This window comes from Brevibacillus sp. HB1.3 (assembly GCF_013186635.1).
Taxonomy (GTDB): Bacteria; Bacillota; Bacilli; order Brevibacillales; family Brevibacillaceae; genus Brevibacillus; species Brevibacillus brevis_D.
Map to the genome: position 1 here is coordinate 217,487 of NZ_JABMIT010000003.1, position 15,577 is coordinate 233,063.

At 48.1% G+C, this 15,577-nt stretch carries 18 protein-coding genes; all 18 read left to right on the plus strand.

Annotated elements, in window-relative coordinates; genetic code table 11:
• Positions 1–49 precede the first annotated feature (49 nt).
• The 18 genes from murG to HPY31_RS08740 all read left to right on the plus strand — a co-directional run bounded on the left by murG (position 50) and on the right by HPY31_RS08740 (position 15,532).
• Entirely contained in the window at positions 50–1,153 is a 1,104-nt protein-coding gene (gene murG / locus HPY31_RS08655; protein WP_172140144.1) for an undecaprenyldiphospho-muramoylpentapeptide beta-N-acetylglucosaminyltransferase, read from the plus strand.
• 102 nt (positions 1,154–1,255) lie between these two features.
• A complete protein-coding gene (gene murB / locus HPY31_RS08660; RefSeq protein WP_016740728.1) occupies positions 1,256–2,161 on the plus strand; it encodes a UDP-N-acetylmuramate dehydrogenase in 906 nt (301 codons plus the stop codon).
• A gap of 15 nt (positions 2,162–2,176) precedes the next feature.
• Positions 2,177–3,433: a UDP-N-acetylglucosamine 1-carboxyvinyltransferase gene (gene murA / locus HPY31_RS08665; RefSeq protein ID WP_015892094.1), complete on the plus strand. Its 1,257-nt coding sequence runs from the start codon at positions 2,177–2,179 to the stop codon at positions 3,431–3,433.
• Between the two features lie 131 nt (positions 3,434–3,564).
• Complete coding sequence (locus HPY31_RS08670) at positions 3,565–4,353, plus strand: cell division protein FtsQ/DivIB (RefSeq protein ID WP_016740729.1); 789 nt, start codon at positions 3,565–3,567, stop codon at positions 4,351–4,353.
• 22 nt (positions 4,354–4,375) lie between these two features.
• Positions 4,376–5,086: a DUF881 domain-containing protein gene (locus HPY31_RS08675; RefSeq protein WP_172140146.1), complete on the plus strand. Its 711-nt coding sequence runs from the start codon at positions 4,376–4,378 to the stop codon at positions 5,084–5,086.
• 20 nt (positions 5,087–5,106) lie between these two features.
• The gene (locus HPY31_RS08680; protein WP_172140646.1) at positions 5,107–5,853 is read left to right on the plus strand and encodes a DUF881 domain-containing protein; all 747 of its coding nucleotides are present in this window, start codon (positions 5,107–5,109) and stop codon (positions 5,851–5,853) included.
• A 2-nt stretch (positions 5,854–5,855) separates the two neighbouring features.
• A complete protein-coding gene (locus tag HPY31_RS08685; protein WP_007717721.1) occupies positions 5,856–6,203 on the plus strand; it encodes a small basic family protein in 348 nt (115 codons plus the stop codon).
• 142 nt (positions 6,204–6,345) lie between these two features.
• The gene (gene ftsA, locus HPY31_RS08690; RefSeq protein WP_015892089.1) at positions 6,346–7,599 is read left to right on the plus strand and encodes a cell division protein FtsA; all 1,254 of its coding nucleotides are present in this window, start codon (positions 6,346–6,348) and stop codon (positions 7,597–7,599) included.
• Between the two features lie 127 nt (positions 7,600–7,726).
• Entirely contained in the window at positions 7,727–8,875 is a 1,149-nt protein-coding gene (gene ftsZ / locus HPY31_RS08695; protein WP_015892088.1) for a cell division protein FtsZ, read from the plus strand.
• A gap of 234 nt (positions 8,876–9,109) precedes the next feature.
• Positions 9,110–10,063 (plus strand): sigma-E processing peptidase SpoIIGA, encoded by a 954-nt coding sequence (gene spoIIGA, locus HPY31_RS08700; protein WP_172140148.1) that lies wholly within the window; start codon positions 9,110–9,112, stop codon positions 10,061–10,063.
• Between the two features lie 193 nt (positions 10,064–10,256).
• Positions 10,257–10,979 carry an RNA polymerase sporulation sigma factor SigE gene (gene sigE / locus HPY31_RS08705; protein WP_007717727.1) on the plus strand — a complete coding sequence of 241 codons (723 nt, stop codon included), beginning with the start codon at positions 10,257–10,259 and terminating at the stop codon, positions 10,977–10,979.
• A gap of 149 nt (positions 10,980–11,128) precedes the next feature.
• Positions 11,129–11,908 (plus strand): RNA polymerase sporulation sigma factor SigG, encoded by a 780-nt coding sequence (sigG, locus tag HPY31_RS08710; RefSeq protein WP_007717728.1) that lies wholly within the window; start codon positions 11,129–11,131, stop codon positions 11,906–11,908.
• A gap of 160 nt (positions 11,909–12,068) precedes the next feature.
• Positions 12,069–12,347 carry a YlmC/YmxH family sporulation protein gene (locus HPY31_RS08715; protein WP_015892085.1) on the plus strand — a complete coding sequence of 93 codons (279 nt, stop codon included), beginning with the start codon at positions 12,069–12,071 and terminating at the stop codon, positions 12,345–12,347.
• 80 nt (positions 12,348–12,427) lie between these two features.
• The gene (gene pgeF / locus HPY31_RS08720) at positions 12,428–13,258 is read left to right on the plus strand and encodes a peptidoglycan editing factor PgeF (RefSeq protein WP_172140150.1); all 831 of its coding nucleotides are present in this window, start codon (positions 12,428–12,430) and stop codon (positions 13,256–13,258) included.
• Positions 13,259–13,278: 20 nt separating this feature from the next.
• Positions 13,279–13,977, plus strand: a complete 699-nt coding sequence (locus HPY31_RS08725) for a YggS family pyridoxal phosphate-dependent enzyme (RefSeq protein WP_016740733.1) — start codon at positions 13,279–13,281, stop codon at positions 13,975–13,977.
• Positions 13,978–14,019: 42 nt separating this feature from the next.
• Positions 14,020–14,448 carry a cell division protein SepF gene (locus HPY31_RS08730; RefSeq protein WP_172140152.1) on the plus strand — a complete coding sequence of 143 codons (429 nt, stop codon included), beginning with the start codon at positions 14,020–14,022 and terminating at the stop codon, positions 14,446–14,448.
• A gap of 31 nt (positions 14,449–14,479) precedes the next feature.
• Complete coding sequence (locus HPY31_RS08735) at positions 14,480–14,746, plus strand: YggT family protein (RefSeq protein ID WP_172140154.1); 267 nt, start codon at positions 14,480–14,482, stop codon at positions 14,744–14,746.
• Positions 14,747–14,758: 12 nt separating this feature from the next.
• Entirely contained in the window at positions 14,759–15,532 is a 774-nt protein-coding gene (locus HPY31_RS08740; RefSeq protein ID WP_172140156.1) for a YlmH family RNA-binding protein, read from the plus strand.
• Positions 15,533–15,577 lie beyond the last annotated feature (45 nt).

Below are 15,577 nucleotides of genomic sequence, written 5' to 3' on the forward strand. Positions count from 1 at the left end.
CATGTAAACAGCCTATTGCTACTCCTTCTCAAAAAAGGGTGTGAACGTAATGCGTGTCGTCTTAACAGGCGGTGGCACAGGTGGACATATTTATCCGGCGCTTGCGGTGGCGAGGGAAGTTTCTCGTCAATATCCGCAGGCTGCCTTTTTGTATATTGGCAGTAAAAAAGGCTTGGAAGCAGGTTTGGTTCCACGATCCAATATTCCTTTCCAATCCGTAGAAATTAGCGGATTGAAACGCAAGCTGTCGTTGGACAACTTGAAGACCTTGTGGAAATTCGTCCGGGCTGTTGGTGATGCCAAGAAAATGCTGCGCGAGTTCAAACCGGATGTTGTAATTGGTACGGGTGGCTACGTATGCGGTCCAGTCGTATATGCAGCTTCGCGCTTGGGGATTCCAACGTTGATCCATGAGCAAAACGTAGTGCCGGGCTTGACCAACAAGTTCCTTTCTCGCTCAGTTACTCGGGTGGCCGTTTCGTTCAAAGAATCGCTTGCCCATTTTCCCCCGTCTAAAACGGTACTGACCGGAAATCCGCGTGCAACGGAAGTCATGCACGGTAATGCAGAGGCGGGCCGTAGCTTTTTGGGCGTGGACAATAGCAAAAAAATCGTGCTGATCTTTGGTGGTAGCAGGGGAGCTCGTGCAATCAATGAGGCGGTGCTTTCGGTTGTTACGCAGTTGGGTAAATACATCGATACTCATTTTGTATATGTGACGGGCGACGTTCATTTCGAGGCGATATCGGCGCAGCTTGGTGAACGAGGAACACTTCCAAGTAACATTTCTGTGCTTCCGTTCGTCCATAATATGCCGGATGTTTTAGCAGCGACGCATGTATTGGTTGGTCGCGCAGGAGCATCTACCTTGGCAGAAATAACGGCACTAGGTGTGCCTTCGATCTTGATTCCGTCCCCGTATGTCACGAACAATCATCAAGAGAAAAATGCAAGGGGATTGGAGCGCGCAGGGGCCGCTCATGTTATCGTAGAGCGGGAGCTTACCGGAGAGAGCTTGCTACTTTCCTTGGAAAATATCCTTGCCAATCCAGCGAAATGGGAAGAGATGAAAGATCGTTCACTTTCCTTGGGGATGCCGCAAGCAGCAACGGAGATCGTTCGTCAATTAGAGGCCATAACACGAGAAAAATGATCAGATAGGCGATTGTCACGCCGATCTGGGCGAAAGCATAGTATGGAGCAAACACGTGAGAAGACTAGGTCCGACCTAGCAAACGTATCAGGAGGTTCACAAATGAAAAAAATCGCAGATGAGCTCATGCAAGCAGGAATCGAAAAAGTGTGGACCGATGAACCCCTTGCTAATCATACAACGTGGCGGATCGGGGGTCCTGCTGATTTGTTAATCCAACCCAAGGATAAAGCATCCTTGCAAAAGGCCTTGCAGATCATCCATCGTCATGAAATTCCTTGGAGTGTAATCGGGCGCGGTTCAAACCTTCTGGTGAGGGACAGAGGGATACGTGGAGCCGTGCTTAAAGTGGCCGAGGGCTTGAGCCACTGTGAGTTCAGGGGCGAAGAGGTGTGTGTGGGTGCCGGATATTCCATGATCCGCCTGGCGGTGGAGACAGGCAAGATGGGATTAACAGGTATGGAGTTTGCAGGAGGGATTCCTGGTACGGTAGGCGGCGCCGTCTATATGAATGCGGGGGCACACGGATCTGATCTTTCACGTATTCTTATTGATGCCGAGATCCTTTTCGAAAACGGCGAAAGTAAAGTGTTGAGTAACGAGGAACTGAGCTTTAGCTACCGGACTTCTCTTTTGCAAAAGCAAAAAGGGATCGTGCTAGAGGCCCGTTTTCAATTGAGGACGGGCGACCGCAAGGAGATTGCGGCCACACTCGCTGTCAATAAGGAACGACGGCGCAATACGCAGCCACTACAGATGCCGTGTGCTGGCAGTGTGTTCCGAAATCCGCCGAATGACCACGCAGGTCGCCTGATTGAAGCAGCTGGGCTGAAGGGCTATCAGATCGGAGGAGCTCAGGTTTCAGAAAAACACTCCAACTTCATCGTGAATTGCGGAGGAGCAACGGCTGCCGACGTCCTCACCTTGATTAATCACGTTCGGAGCACGATTCTCGAGAAAAATGGGATTGACTTGCATCCGGAAGTCCTGGTGGTGGGCGAGGGGTAACACGGAGGTGAAAGTTTGGAGACTTTTGCGATCGAAGGCGGAAGACCTCTGTCCGGTTCGCTTCGGATCCAAGGTGCTAAGAACGCTGCTCTTCCCATTCTTGCCGCTGCTGTGCTCGCGGAAGGGCAATTCTATATCTATGACGTCCCCCATCTAAAAGACATTAAGGTCATGCTCGAAATCTTGACGTTGCTTGGGGCGAATACGAAGCATGAGGACGGATGTGTCGATCTGGATACAACGTCTGTCTGTGTCCCGCAGGTGCCGGATGATTTAATGAGCCAAATGCGATCTTCGATTTTTTTGGCGGGACCACTCCTGGCACGTCTGGGTGAGGTCACGATTTCCAGACCAGGTGGATGTGACATTGGAGAGCGCAGGATTGACTTGCATTTGGCTGGATTGACAGCGCTAGGAGCCAAAATCGAAGAATCAGAAGGCTACATTACATTTCGGGCCAAACAATTGCGTGGGTCCAATATCTTTCTTTCCTTCCCCAGTGTGGGCGCGACGGAAAATATCATGATGGCGGCTGTGCTGGCAAAAGGCACGACCCGAATTTGTAATGCAGCACGAGAGCCGGAAATCATCGACCTCCAGAATTTCCTGAATGCAATGGGAGCAAGGATCAGAGGGGCGGGCACCGATACGATTGAGATCAGTGGTGTACCTCGCTTGCGTTCCGTCAGTTACCGGATCATACCGGATAGGATTGTGACAGGAACATATCTACTGGCTGTCGGTATTTCACAGGGACATATCGAATTGACCAATACACTGCCTGAGCAATTGATGGCATTGATTGAGGTCGCCCGTAGCTGCGGTGTTGAAATCAAGACCCGCCATGATATAATGGAAATCAAAAGCACCTCCCGTCCACGAGCCTACGACCGGATCATCACCTCGCCATATCCCGGGTTTCCGACCGATTTGCAGGCGCAGCTGATGGTGTTTCTGTCACAGGCTAGGGGAACGAGTGTCATTAAAGAGACCATTTTTGAAGGAAGATTTAAACATGTGAATGAATTGGCGCGAATGGGCGCCTCAATATACGTAGATCTTGGCTCCGCAATTATTCGGGGTGTCAATAAATTGACCGCTACGAATGTCGAAGCTACTGATCTTCGAGCAGGTGCTGCCTTAGTCCTCGCAGGGCTTGCTGCAGAAGGTATTACCACGGTGAACCAGATCCATCATATTGATCGTGGATACGATCGGCTGGAAGAGCAGTTGCGTCAATTAGGAGCCGATATATCACGAGTATCGATGTAACCGAGGGAGAGTGGGCGGCATAATGTTATGCCGCTTTCCCTGTTTTGTTCAATGACATTTATTCGAAAGACATCCAGTAATTTACTTTGCTCTGGGCAATGAGCCTAAAAAACAAGAGGAAGGGTACGGCCATGGCGGTATATGAGGAACGCATTCCGCAAGTCAAGCAACAACGCCCCAGAAGAAGGGGCAACCGCAAACTGGTCTTTCTGCTGGTATTGTTTTTTCTTACCATTCTCATCATCGTTTTTATCCGTTCTCCTTACAGTAAGGTGCAAGAGATTCGAGTGATTGGTAATGATATTTATACGACAGAGCAAGTCATTACAGAATCTGGCCTAATGAAGGACATGCAGTTTCTAAACGTATGGGAGAACAGTGTACGAAATAACTTGAAACCATTAGAGGCCATTAAAGATGTGACGGTGAGTCGCTCTTTCCCCGGGTTGATCACGCTACATATAACCGAACAAAAGCGTGTGGCTTTTTGGAGTGGGCAGGACGGAAGCCGCTATGCCTTACTGGACAATGGCTATGTGCTCAAACAGGTTAATTTCGCCAAGCGTGTAGTGGACAGGCCACTGATTAGCTCGTGGGCCTCACCGGAGCTCCTTCCCCATCTCGCCAAGTCGCTATCGAAATTATCGCCAAATGTACTCGCGGAGATTTCAGATATTACATTGACGCCGACGGTTTACGACAAGCAACGCGTAACGCTGTACATGCGCGACGGGAATGAAGTAAGAAGCGTCATCTACAAGCTGGACAAGATGATGAACTGGTACCCGGCGATCATGAAACAATTGCCGCCAGATACAAAAGGGGTGCTCTCTTTGTTTGAGCAACCGTGGTTTATTCCGTACGGGGCTCAAGGGGCTATTCCTATACAGGAAGGGCAAGAGCAGAAGCCACAGCAGTAAATGAAAAAGGGGAAAGTAGACAATGAGTCGTCGTCGCAAATTTCATTTGTATTTAACCATCGTGACGTTATCTACCGGCTTTCTAGTGGCCACTTCCTTCGAAACGAACAAGCTTACCCGCAAAGAACGGATGAATGATCAGCTGTTCCAACAGGAGACACAATTGAATGACCGGATTTTGGCTGAAAAAGAGCAAAATCGGCATCTGGAAAATCAACTGCTCGATTTGCAACGTCAGGTGGGAAAAGTGGAAGAAGCGATGGCGGAGCGCAAATCGGAGGCGGCTGATACACTCAGTCAACTGGATGCAGCGCGGATGTTAGCAGGGGTAGTTGCTGTCGAAGGGCCAGGTATTGTCATAACGATGCAGGATAGTCAGAATGCAGCGAACAGCGCAGACATCGCAAACTACATCGTGCATGAGCAGGACGTACGCCTGGTCGTAAATGAACTGCGTGCAGCAGGAGCAGAGGCCATCAGCATTAACGGGCAGCGTGTGGTTAGCAATTCCGAGATTCGTTGCATTGGACCAACGATCATCGTAAATGGCATCAAATCGGCCGCTCCATTCGTAGTAACAGCGATAGGGAATCCCGACACACTAGACAGTGCTTTAAATTTGCCAGGAGGTGTTTTGCACTCCTTGCAAGATTTTGTACAAATAAGCATAGCCAAAAAAGAGCGGGTCGAGCTACCTGCCTTTGTTGGTGACACGAAAACGAAACACTCCTAAATAAAAGGATGCGTTTACCTATGTTACAAAAAAGCCGTAAAATCACATTTATTCTTGCCATCATTAGTGCTATCATAGGTGTGATGTTGACTGTGCAATTACGAAGCAGTCTTCATCCTGTTCATAAAGAGTCTCGCAGCATCGCGGAACTTCGGACCACGTTGCAAAAAGAACTGGAGAAACACAAAAACCTGCTCGCAGACATTTCAAAGTATAATCAGCTGTACTACCAATACGAAACCTCACTCAGTGAAGATGAAAGTATCTCTGTTATGAAAGAGGAGTTGGCACGGACTCGCCGATTGGCTGGAATGGTAGGGATGGAGGGAGAAGGCATCGTTATTGATGTTGTCGATGCCCATACACCTGCAGAGCCAGTTGGGGATGGACATATGCCTGTGCCTGTTGTAGGAGACTATACGATTGACGATGAAGATTTGCGCTGGTTGGTAAATATCCTGTTTGCAAACGGAGCACAAGCTGTTTCCATTAATGGCCATCGACTGATTGCTACCACTGCGATCCGCAATGTGGGAGACGTCATTCAAATCGATACCAGGACGATCAGGGCTCCGTATGAGATAAAAGCATTGGGGGAGCCTGAAGTATTGTTGTCCGCATTGAAGCTGGAGGGCGTAGAGGAAAATTTCCAGCTTGCGAATAAAAAGGTGCTGGCAGAAAAACGGGACAAGCTGATGATTTCAGCGAATAATGAAACACGTGTCATTCAATTTATGAAACCTGTAAAACAAAAAGGAGATTCGTAACCATGTGGCTCCCGCTTATCGGACTGATTGTCGGTCTTGTTGTCGGCTTCCTGCTGGATTGGCGTGTGCCCCAGGAGTATAGCAGCTATCTATCAATAGCCCTCTTGGCTGGATTGGATACGATCTTTGGGGGGATTCGTTCGTTTTTAGAGCGTACTTTTAACGTTCGTATTTTCATGTCTGGATTCTTTTTCAACACACTTTTTGCAGCAGGCTTGGCCTTCATTGGAGGGTTTTTGGGGATTGATCTGTATTTGGCTGCGATCGTGGCTTTCGGGGTCCGTTTGTTCAACAATCTCGCTGTCATTAGGAGAATTGTTCTATCCAAATGGATCAATCAGCAAGAATAACGTGAAGAAAAATGGGAAGATGGTCATTTTTTTGCAAAAAATCAATAAGAAAAAAAGGGAATGGTTGTCCTGTGTGGAATAATTTATGCAGGTGTTCTCACTTTAGCAAGAAAAAAGACGTAGCAGGGGAGGTGTCACAGGTTTGGTAAGCAATGAACTCATAGTCAGCCTAGACATTGGAACATCCAAAGTACGCGTCATGATCGGCGAGATCAACAATGGTTCCATCAACATCATCGGCGTCGGACAATCACACTCAGAAGGAATCAAGAAGGGCGTGATTGTAGACATCGACCAAACCGTGCATGCCATCCGGGAAGCGGTTGATCATGCGGAACGCATGGTTGGCGTTTCAATCGAAGAAGTGTATGTGGGGATCACTGGAAACCATATCGATCTGCATGAAACCCAAGGGGTTGTCGCTGTATCCAGCGAAGACCGTGAGATACGAGAAGAAGATATTCAACGCGTAATTCAGGCAGCGAAGGTCGTGGCTATTCCTCCAGACCGTGAAATCATCGAGGTAGTCCCAAAGGAATACATCGTTGATGGACAAGGGAGCATAAAGGACCCTCGTGGGATGATTGGTGTCCGACTGGAAATGGAAGGGACCATTGTGACCGGGTTGAAAACGGTCGTACATAACATCGTTCGCTGTGCTCAACGAACCAATCTGCGTGTAGCTGGAATATTCTTGCAACCGCTTGCGGCTAGCACTGTTGCTCTATCCAAAGATGACAAAAATATGGGTGTCGTTCTTGTCGACATCGGTGCGGGTTCTACCACGATCGGTGTATTCGAGCAAGGGAAACTGGCAGCGACCACCGTGATCGGCATCGGTGGCGACCACATTACGAGCGATATTTCACTCGGACTGCGAACGCATACAGATGTTGCAGATCGTGTGAAAACCAAAAACGGCTGTGCCCTTATTGACGAAGCATCCGAAGATGTGAAGTTCAAGGTGAACCGGATTGGCAGTGAAGTTGAAAAGCAATTTACGCAAGTGGATCTGGCCAATATTATCGAGCCGCGCGCTGCGGAAATATTCCAATTAGTCGAGGATGCTGTATACAAATTGGGCTATCGCGACGAAATTGCAGGTGGCTATGTTCTTACGGGTGGTACCGTAGCTATGCCGGGCATGTTGGAATTGGCAAAAGAAGAATTGGACGCACCTGTTCGAATTGCGATTCCTGATTACATCGGAGTGCGAGATCCTGCCTACACCACCGGGGTAGGTTTGATTCAATATGCCTTGCAGTTGATGGAGCGCCGCAGCATTCGCGTCACCCCCTCATTCAAGGGCACTCAGAAGCAAACCGTCTCGTCTAAGCCAAAAGAAGGCGGCGGTTTGATGGAAAAAGTAAAAAACTGGTTTAGCGAATTTATTTAATGGAGTTCGCTTTATCGAGCTTAACTACAAGGACGAAGACGGGCATCGATTCGTTCCATTGTGTTTAGTTGACAGGCTTCTGTAGCCACGAAGTTTTCTTATGTTGAAGTTGGGGAGGACTAGCAATATGCTGGAATTTGATATGGACTTGGAATCCTTTGCACGAATTAAAGTTATTGGTTGCGGGGGCGGAGGTAGCAACGCAGTAAACCGCATGATCGCCGGTGGAGTAAAGGGTGTAGAATTCATCACCTTGAACACCGACGCGCAAGCACTTCAGCTCTCCAGTGCAGATATCAAGCTGCAAATCGGTGAAAAGCTGACACGTGGACTGGGAGCAGGTGCGAATCCTGAGATCGGTAAAAAAGCGGCGGAAGAAAGCCGTGATTTGATTGAGAACGCTTTGCGTGGAGCTGACATGGTATTCGTAACTGCCGGTATGGGTGGAGGTACGGGAACAGGGGCAGCACCTGTTGTTGCAGAGATCGCCAAAGAAATGGGTGCTCTTACAGTTGGTGTAGTAACTCGTCCATTCTCCTTCGAGGGTCGCAGACGTTCCCAGCACGGTGAGATCGGTATCGCTGCTCTGAAAGAAAAAGTAGACACACTGATCGTGATTCCAAACGACCGTCTTTTGGAAATCGTTGATAAAAATACGCCAATGCTCGAAGCGTTCCGTGAAGTTGACAACGTACTGCGACAAGGGGTTCAAGGTATTTCCGACCTGATTGCGGTACCTGGACTGATCAACTTGGACTTCGCTGACGTGAAGACGATCATGACTGAGCGAGGTTCCGCTCTCATGGGTATCGGTGTAAGCAGCGGCGAAAATCGTGCGGCTGAAGCTGCACGTCGGGCTATTTCCAGCCCACTTCTCGAGACTGCGATTGATGGTGCACGCGGTGTTCTCATGAACATCACTGGCGGTACCAACCTGAGCTTGTACGAAGTAAACGAAGCAGCCGACATCGTATCTTCTGCATCTGACCCAGATGTTAACATGATTTTCGGTGCGGTGATTAACGAGGATCTGAAAAATGAATTGGTAGTGACCGTAATTGCTACAGGCTTCGAGCATAGTCAACGCGCGGCGGAAGCTCCTCGCCGTCAACAACAGCCGATCAACACGCCTGGCAATCGTCCGACACCAGTTTCCAATACGAATAACAGCCGTGCGAAGGAAGAAGAGGAAGACAAGTCCTTCTTCTCCATGGGCAACCTGGATAATCTGGATATTCCAGCATTCCTGCGCAATCGCCGCCGCAACAAAAACTAAAGCGAAAAACGACTGTCAAAAGCCTTGTTCCCGTCAGTGGGGACAAGGCTTTTTTTGTTGATTGGATGAAAAATGTTAGACAAAAAAACCAAAAAAACACCGGCAAGAATTGACAGACTTTACATACACATTGATATATACTGCTTTTACTGATAGAAGTCGTCCTACTATTTACCATTTTTGCTAGGACACATACTTGCTGCCAAATCGGTCAAAAGATGAGGGGGAAAGCAAGTGGTTGTGTATCTTGATATCATTCTACTCCTGAATGTGGCTATTGATACCTTGTTACTCTGGTTTACTGCTTATTTTCGCAAAGAGCGCAAGGTGTGGTGGAGAATGATAATCGCCTCTCTGTTTGGCTCCGCGTATCTGGTCTTTTTCTTTTTTCCTGTGTTTTCTTCCATGTATCAATGGTGGGTCAAACTGCTCTTTTCTGTCATCATGCTGTGGATTGCTTTTGGGAACAGGAGGTTGTTGTCCTTTGCGCAAAACTTGATCATTTTTTACTTCGTCGCATTTGTGTTCGGAGGGGGAGTGCTTGGGCTACAGTATTTTTTGGCATCGCAAAGTGAAATTGTCAATGGACTGGTTATCACGCATAATGATGGGTTTGGCGTCGGATTCAAGCCTACTTTGGGGATTGTCCTGATCGGTTTTATCCTGATCTTTTTCCTTGGGAAAAGGAGCTACCGTGCAATCCAGGAGCCACGAAGAATCGAAACCTTTCTCGTCGATGTCGTCGTTACGCTAGCAGGGGAAAAAGTCATTTGCCGTGGACTTGTAGACACAGGAAACCAGCTCCACGAGCCGATTACACGCATACCCGTCATGATTATAGAAAATCGCATGTTCGCACATTTGCTTCCGCCGTCGCTTCTCCGACAAGCCGATGAAAACGGTGGAGTGTGGGAGAAGCTGGACGGATCTTGGGACCATTTGCCGCTGGAATGGCAGTCTCGGGTACGCTTGATCCCGTATCGCAGCGTGTCAAGAGGAATGGATTTTTTGCTCGCAATCAAGCCAGACCGCGTCATGGTCGTGCAAGACGGGATTCGTTTTGAAACAGAACGGGTGCTAATCGGGCTTAACCCGATCCCCTTGGCTGCTGATGGCAAGTATCAGGCTATCGTGCACCCAGCGCTAATGGAAACTTATGAAGCGGAAGTTCAACAAGTCATCTTTTGATCACGAAGAAGTCAAGAGAGTTGAATCGGCATCGAAAGCGACGTTCATCTTCGAAGTCCGGTGCTCATGTAGGTTCCCTACACTCCGCTCCTCCTTCTTCAGATTCTCGCCGCTTTCTCGGTGCTGAAAAGCCGACTTTTGAACAGGAAATAAGAGAGGAATCAACCTTTATTCTCAAACAGGAGGGCTAATCATGTATGTAAAACTTCGCCTACAACTCCAATTGACCTGGTACCGAATCTTGCTCTGGCTTGGTGTACGCGCCGAAGAAGTCTATTATATTGGCGGGAGTGAAGCATTGCCTCCACCGTTGACCAGAGAAGAAGAGGAGCTGTTGCTCGGACGACTGCCGTCCGGTGATCCGGCTGTCCGCGGTATGTTAATTGAACGCAATCTTCGTCTGGTCGTTTACATCGCCCGCAAGTTTGAGAATACGGGGATTAACATTGAGGACTTGGTTAGTATCGGCACCATCGGCTTGATCAAGGCAGTGAATACCTTTGATCCAGACAAGAACATCAAGCTGGCAACGTATGCTTCTCGTTGTATCGAAAACGAAATCCTCATGTATCTTCGCCGAAATAATAAAATTCGTTCTGAGGTATCTTTTGATGAACCGCTTAACATTGACTGGGATGGCAATGAGCTGTTGCTCTCAGATGTTCTCGGTACGGAGAATGACACGATTTATAAAAATATCGAGGACCAAGTGGATCGAAAGCTGCTGAAAAAAGCACTGGATAAACTGTCTGACCGCGAGAGAATTATCATGGAGCTGCGCTTCGGCTTGGCGGGAGAAGAGGAAAAGACTCAAAAGGATGTTGCGGATTTGTTGGGAATCTCACAGTCGTATATTTCACGTTTGGAAAAGCGAATTATAAAACGGTTGCGAAAAGAATTCAACAAGATGGTCTAACGCATATTTTCCCAGCTTGGGGGGATACTGTTCCTAAACCGAAACAGATGGTGGTTTTTGCCACCTTCTTGGTCGGCTACGCGTCAGTTACGCGGCCTTTCAAGACAACCGGGTTAGGGACTTTTTTCTTGCTTCGAGGAGGGAAAGACGTGACGCGCAATAAGGTAGAGATATGCGGGGTAGATACCTCCAAGCTTCCGGTGTTGACAAACAAAGAGATGCGGGAATTGTTTGAGCGCCTGCAAAGTGGAGAGCTGGCGGCCCGCGAGAAGCTGGTCAACGGCAACTTGCGATTGGTGCTAAGCGTAATCCAACGGTTCAACAATCGCGGAGAGTTCGTGGATGACTTGTTTCAAGTGGGCTGCATCGGGTTGATGAAAGCGATCGACAACTTTGATCTCGGGCAAAATGTGAAGTTTTCCACGTATGCCGTACCGATGATCATCGGAGAAATTCGCCGCTATTTACGGGATAACAATCCGATTCGCGTTTCCCGCTCTTTGCGAGACATCGCGTACAAGGCCTTGCAGGTGCGTGACAATTTGACCAACAAACATTCGCGAGAGCCTACCATTATCGAGATTTCTCAGGAATTGAACGTAGCCAAAGAAGATGTCGTGTTTGCACTCGATGCGATCCAAGATCCGGTTTCATTGTTTGAACCGATTTATCAGGATGGTGGCGATCCGATTTACGTCATGGATCAGATTAGTGACGAGAAGAACAAAGATGTCACGTGGGTAGAGGAAATTGCACTTCGTGAGGGAATGCAGCGGCTAGGTGACCGAGAAAAAATGATATTATCCATGCGCTTTTACGAAGGAAAAACGCAGATGGAAGTAGCAGAGGAAATCGGTATCTCACAGGCACAGGTCTCCCGATTAGAAAAAGCGGCAATTGCCCATATGCAAAAGCACGTTCAATCGTAATGAGAAACGACATAGGTGACCCGGCGGTCTTGTACCGTTCGGGTTTTTTGTATGAGCGGAAAGGTTAGATTTCAATCGCCTTACTTTTTGGCAAAGAAGCGGACATATTCCTATTTGGACTCATATACTGAAAGTAACGGAGAAAAGAAGGTGAGGAAGAATGGTAAAAATCTCTGACTTCCAGACCAAAGAAGTGGTAAATATTCTCGATGGGAAACGGCTTGGGCAGATTTCAGATTTGGAGATCGATCTGCGTCACGGGCGTGTAGAGGCTATTGTTGTACCGGGACCAGGAAAATTTCTCGGCTTCTTTTCTGCCGGGAATGATTATGTCATTCCTTGGCGCAATATTGTGAAGATCGGGAAAGATGTGGTTCTTGTTCGGATGGAAGAAGCACTTAAAGTTGAAGTGAAAACTTCAGGCGGAGATGAATACTAACGTGAAAGGGAGAAAGGCACGGATAGCCTTTCTTTTCTTTTCGGCTATGGTATGATTAGCCATATGAGGAAGGTGACAGCATGAGAGAACCATTTGTCAGGGTAGAGGATAAGTCAATCTTATCGTTAACAGAGTGGGAGCAACAATTTCCTGGATTAGTGGCGGGGTTTACCATTCGCTCAGGCGGGGAAAGTGAACAACCGTACGGGTCTTTTAATATGGGGCTGCATGTGGGTGATGAATCTGCGAACGTAGTAGCCAATAGACGCAAGCTGGCAGAGCAAGTCGGGATGTCATTTTCGGCGTGGACATGCGCCGATCAAGTGCATGGGAATCGGGTATGCCAGGTTACAGCAGGCGGGGCGGGAAAAGAAAGTCTGGAGGACGTCATTTCTGCAACAGATGGTTTGTTTACCCTTGAAAAAGGAGTCATGCTGACCTCGTTTTATGCAGATTGTGTGCCTCTCTATTTTCTACACCCTCAATCAGGTGCAATCGGACTTGCCCACGCAGGCTGGAAGGGGACAGTAGGCCGTATTGCCGAGGAAATGGTGCAGGCAATGACGAAGCACTATCAGGCCAAGCCAGCGGACATTTTCGTTGCAATTGGGCCCTCCATTGGCGGCTGTTGCTATGAAGTTGATGAGCGAATCATGACGCAGGTTCGCACTTGTGCAGGCGATTGGGAAAAAGCAGTGATCTCCTCCACTGGGGATCGATATATGCTGGACCTCCGTCAGCTGAACACAGCGATATTGCTCGAAGCAGGAATTTCCTCCGGGAATATTTTATCCACGCATTGGTGTACAAGCTGCAGAACAGACTTGTTTTTCTCTCATCGCAAGGAAGCTGGGATACAAGGAACTACCGGACGCATGGCTTCCTATATCGGCTGGAAGGAAAACCTGTAGAAGAAAGGGAAGGGTTCGTTATGACCAAGGAACAAGAACTGTTAAAAGAACGGCTGCAATCCATCGAGGCAAGAATTCAGGCTGCTTGCGATCGGGCGAACCGCAAGCGTGAGGAAGTAAAAATTATTGCCGTAACCAAGTATGTCGACGCAGATGCCATTGGGGACTTGCTCGCTATTGGCGTTGAGAATATCGGGGAAAATCGCGTGCAGGATGCCCTGCCCAAGCATGTGCTACACGGCGATAAAGGAATCTGGCATTTTATCGGGCACCTCCAGACGAACAAGGCAAAAGAAGTCGTAGGGAAATTCCCGTACATCCATTCTCTGGATCGACTTTCTTTGGCACAAGAGCTGAATCGACGCGGTGAAGCGCTGGATCATGTCGTAAAATGCTTTTTACAGATCAATATATCCGGTGAAGAGACAAAATTTGGGCTTAGTCCCAATGACGTATTGGCTTTTTTGCGCGAAACCAGTAATATGAAACATATAAGTATCGTTGGATTAATGACAATGGCGCCTGTTGTCGAAAACCAAGAGGAAGCCAGACAGGTGTTCCGTGGTCTCTATGAGTGGAAGCAACGGATTAACGAAATGGCATTCCCGCACGCACAGGTGGAAGAACTGTCCATGGGCATGTCTAGTGATTTTGAAGTGGCCATTGAAGAGGGAGCTACATATATTCGTTTAGGATCGGTATTGGTCAAGCCAGAGTAAAGGAAAGCAGACCAAACCACGGAGTAAGAGAGGAGGAAGAGTATGGGTGTTATGAATAAATTGATGGGGTTTCTGGGGTTAGAAAACGAGGAATACATCGAAGAGACAACAACGGTGGAAGAGGAAAGAGAAGAGCAAGAGTCCTCGCACAAACGCCAGCCACCGATCAATCGAGCTAACAACGTAGTACCGTTTCAAGCACGGGAAAAGGAGGGAATCCGTTTGATTCTCTGTGAACCCCGTCATTACAGCGACGCACAGGATATCGCTGACAACCTGCGTCATCGTAGACCTGTTGTGGTCAATCTTCATCGCGTGGAAAAAGACCAAGCCAAGAGAATTATCGACTTTTTGAGCGGAACGGTATATGCATTAAACGGTGATATCCAAAAGGTCGGAGACACGATCTTCGTGTGCACACCTGACCATGTAGATATTCAGGGTACGATCTCCAGTGTGCTGGAAGAGTAGCCTTTTAAGACGAATGTAAAAGGGTGAGCTAATGAAAGTTTTCATTGATGTTTTAGATTTTGCCTTTACGGTATATCAATACATGATTATTGCTTACATTTTGATGTCATGGGTTCCTCAAATGAGAAGTACAGGCATCGGTCAGTTACTGGAAAGACTGGTTGAGCCTTATTTGGCGCCATTTCGCCGGTTTATCCCACCGCTCGGCTTCATCGATATCTCCCCGATTGTCGCATTGATTGCCCTGCGCTTTGCCCAATCCGGACTGTACGCCATTTTGAACCAAATCATGTTCTAGGCGAGTGAAACGATGAGCATATTTGACCATTTTTCAAAAGAAGAACGTCCCTTTGTTGAACGGGCGCTGGAAATGCTGACGCAAGTAGAGCGGAAGCAGGCCATGCGCCTTACTGATTTTGTAGACCCGAGGCAGTTGCTGATTTTTCAGAGTCTATCCTCTCAAGTAAGAGATGTGAAGGTTTCTCCATATGGAGGATACGAGGGTGCTGAGCGAGTTCGTATTATCATCCATCCGGAGTACCTCCCAGTAGAACCTGATGATTATCGCCTTACCCTATTGGCAATCAAGGCAGATCAGCGCTTTCATGTGCTGGAGCATCGAGACGTGATGGGGGCGATGCTGGGTGTCGGGATGAAGCGGGAGAAATTCGGAGATATGCTGACAGATTCAGCGGGCAGCTATGCGATTGTAGCAGAGGAAGTTGCTGATTTTGTCTGTGCGCAGGTGACACAAATTCACCGGACATCTGTTCAGTTTGAGCGGGTAGCATGGGAGGCGTTCACACCTCCTGCACCCAAATTTGTAGAAAAAACAATCACCGTGCCATCAGGTCGAATTGACGCGATCATCGGAGAAGTACACAATATGTCTCGCGCAAAAGCCCTGGTGCCAATCCGAGCGGGAAAAGTAAAAATCAACTGGAAAGTGATCGAAGACCCGTCTTATCAGCTCCAGATGGGGGATATGGTATCTCTTGCAGGTTATGGTCGGTTCAAAATTCTTGACGTAGCAGGTCCAACGCGTAGCGGACGAATTCGAATGATTGTCGGACTGGTTACATAAGATGGACCAAGGCGCAAAAAATTGTAAAATACGGCAGGAAACACT

Bases quoted from the DNA above. Each gene is read 5' to 3' on its own strand.
- murG (WP_172140144.1), top strand. From the start codon at position 50: ATGCGTGTCGTCTTAACAGGCGGTGGCACAGGTGGACATATTTATCCG.
- murB (WP_016740728.1), top strand. From the start codon at position 1,256: ATGAAAAAAATCGCAGATGAGCTCATGCAAGCAGGAATCGAAAAAGTG.
- HPY31_RS08670 (WP_016740729.1), top strand. From the start codon at position 3,565: ATGGCGGTATATGAGGAACGCATTCCGCAAGTCAAGCAACAACGCCCC.
- HPY31_RS08675 (WP_172140146.1), top strand. From the start codon at position 4,376: ATGAGTCGTCGTCGCAAATTTCATTTGTATTTAACCATCGTGACGTTA.
- HPY31_RS08680 (WP_172140646.1), top strand. From the start codon at position 5,107: ATGTTACAAAAAAGCCGTAAAATCACATTTATTCTTGCCATCATTAGT.
- HPY31_RS08685 (WP_007717721.1), top strand. From the start codon at position 5,856: ATGTGGCTCCCGCTTATCGGACTGATTGTCGGTCTTGTTGTCGGCTTC.
- ftsZ (WP_015892088.1), top strand. From the start codon at position 7,727: ATGCTGGAATTTGATATGGACTTGGAATCCTTTGCACGAATTAAAGTT.
- sigE (WP_007717727.1), top strand. From the start codon at position 10,257: ATGTATGTAAAACTTCGCCTACAACTCCAATTGACCTGGTACCGAATC.
- HPY31_RS08715 (WP_015892085.1), top strand. From the start codon at position 12,069: ATGGTAAAAATCTCTGACTTCCAGACCAAAGAAGTGGTAAATATTCTC.
- pgeF (WP_172140150.1), top strand. From the start codon at position 12,428: ATGAGAGAACCATTTGTCAGGGTAGAGGATAAGTCAATCTTATCGTTA.
- HPY31_RS08725 (WP_016740733.1), top strand. From the start codon at position 13,279: ATGACCAAGGAACAAGAACTGTTAAAAGAACGGCTGCAATCCATCGAG.
- HPY31_RS08730 (WP_172140152.1), top strand. From the start codon at position 14,020: ATGGGTGTTATGAATAAATTGATGGGGTTTCTGGGGTTAGAAAACGAG.
- HPY31_RS08735 (WP_172140154.1), top strand. From the start codon at position 14,480: ATGAAAGTTTTCATTGATGTTTTAGATTTTGCCTTTACGGTATATCAA.
- HPY31_RS08740 (WP_172140156.1), top strand. From the start codon at position 14,759: ATGAGCATATTTGACCATTTTTCAAAAGAAGAACGTCCCTTTGTTGAA.